Genomic DNA, 1,456 nt, shown 5'->3' with positions numbered 1-1,456 from the left:
GCTACACCGGCACTTTGAGATGGTGGAGGATGACGGGCTCGAACCGCCGACCCCCTGCTTGTAAGGCAGGTGCTCTCCCAGCTGAGCTAATCCTCCAAAGCGTTTGCTAATGTTACTTTAGCTAATTTACTTGCTTGCCCTTTTCTTAAGGACAAGATTTATATTATCACATCTAAAATTAATTGCAATACTTTTTAAGATTTTTTTTTGAAAAAGAGCGGTTTTTTTCAATCTATACTATATATAGTAATTCTTTCATCTTTTCCCCACTAAATAAGGCATATGATCATGTAAGGTAAACTTAAATAACCCTGTTCTTAATAATATCTAAAACCTTTACTATTTGTCATCTATTTGCCTGTATTTTTATAAAAAATCTTTTATAGTTAAACTTAATACTATTTTATAAATCATTTAGTGTACTTATATACGCTCTTTCCATATGCGTATATAGTTTCTTTCCCTTTTCAATTTTGTCTGTTCTCCCTTTAATTATAAACTTTACAGAGAGGCTCTTGGAGTTTTTATTGCGACTAATAGTTTCACCTTTTATGCTGAGACGTCCATAGCCATTATTCGCTTCTTAACTTCTCCTTAAGGAATGTTATTAACTTCTTTAAAGGGTATCGTTCTATTTAGGATTAAAAATTTTGTTATTCTCTCTTTAACTGATAAGTTACTTTTCCACTTTTTTCTGGAGTAAGCTGCCCAGTTACCGCTCTAATTGACTTTTACGAGCCAAAATTGCTATTGATCCCTATATACGTCTGCGTATTGCATTTTATACAAAGCTGCGAAAACAACTACATGTTCTATGAAGGAATCTACGTGTTTAGATCATCGGTACGTACAAAGCCTACATGCTTTGATATCTATCCCAGCCCTCTATAAAATTGGATCTTTCATTCATATATTATACAGGCATTTTAAAGTGAAAAACGCTTGACGGTGTCCCGCCTTTATTTTGCTTACTTTATTTTGCTTACTTTATTTTGCTTACTTTATTTTGCTTACTTTCTCGGCTCCTTGAGACAGGAGCCTTCTGCTCTTGGCAAATAAAAAAAGCCCAAAACGATTTAAATGTTCGTTTCGGACTTTTGATGACCCGTACGGGATTCGAACCCGTGTTACCGCCGTGAAAGGGCGGTGTCTTAACCACTTGACCAACGGGCCCGTCTAGAGTAACTATGTATATGGCGGAGAAGGAGGGATTTGAACCCTCGCGCCGCTTACGCGACCTACACCCTTAGCAGGGGCGCCTCTTCAGCCTCTTGAGTACTTCCCCAAAAAAATGGCTCCGAAGGTAGGACTCGAACCTACGACCAACCGGTTAACAGCCGGTTGCTCTACCACTGAGCTACTTCGGAACAATATATGGTGGGCCTAAATGGACTCGAACCATCGACCTCACGCTTATCAGGCGTGCGCTCTAACCAGCTGAGCTATAGGCCCATTC

The 1,456-nt window shown here is 39.0% G+C and carries 5 tRNA genes; all 5 read right to left on the bottom strand.

The annotated features are described in order from the left end of the window. Positions 1-20: 20 nt before the first annotated feature. The 5 genes from BOD01S_RS22240 to BOD01S_RS22220 all read right to left on the bottom strand — a co-directional run bounded on the left by BOD01S_RS22240 (position 21) and on the right by BOD01S_RS22220 (position 1,452). Positions 21-96, bottom strand: a tRNA-Val gene (locus BOD01S_RS22240). A gap of 1,005 nt (positions 97-1,101) precedes the next feature. Further along, positions 1,102-1,173 (bottom strand) — tRNA-Glu (locus tag BOD01S_RS22235). Between the two features lie 21 nt (positions 1,174-1,194). Continuing rightward, positions 1,195-1,285 (bottom strand) — tRNA-Ser (locus BOD01S_RS22230). A 7-nt stretch (positions 1,286-1,292) separates the two neighbouring features. Then, positions 1,293-1,367 (bottom strand) — tRNA-Asn (locus BOD01S_RS22225). Positions 1,368-1,375: 8 nt separating this feature from the next. Then, positions 1,376-1,452 (bottom strand) — tRNA-Ile (locus tag BOD01S_RS22220). Between the last annotated feature and the right edge of the window lie 4 nt (positions 1,453-1,456).

Source organism: Lysinibacillus odysseyi 34hs-1 = NBRC 100172, from assembly GCF_001591965.1.
In the GTDB taxonomy this organism is placed as follows: Bacteria; Bacillota; Bacilli; order Bacillales_A; family Planococcaceae; genus Lysinibacillus_B; species Lysinibacillus_B odysseyi.
This window is presented reverse-complemented; position numbering and strand designations above follow the sequence as displayed.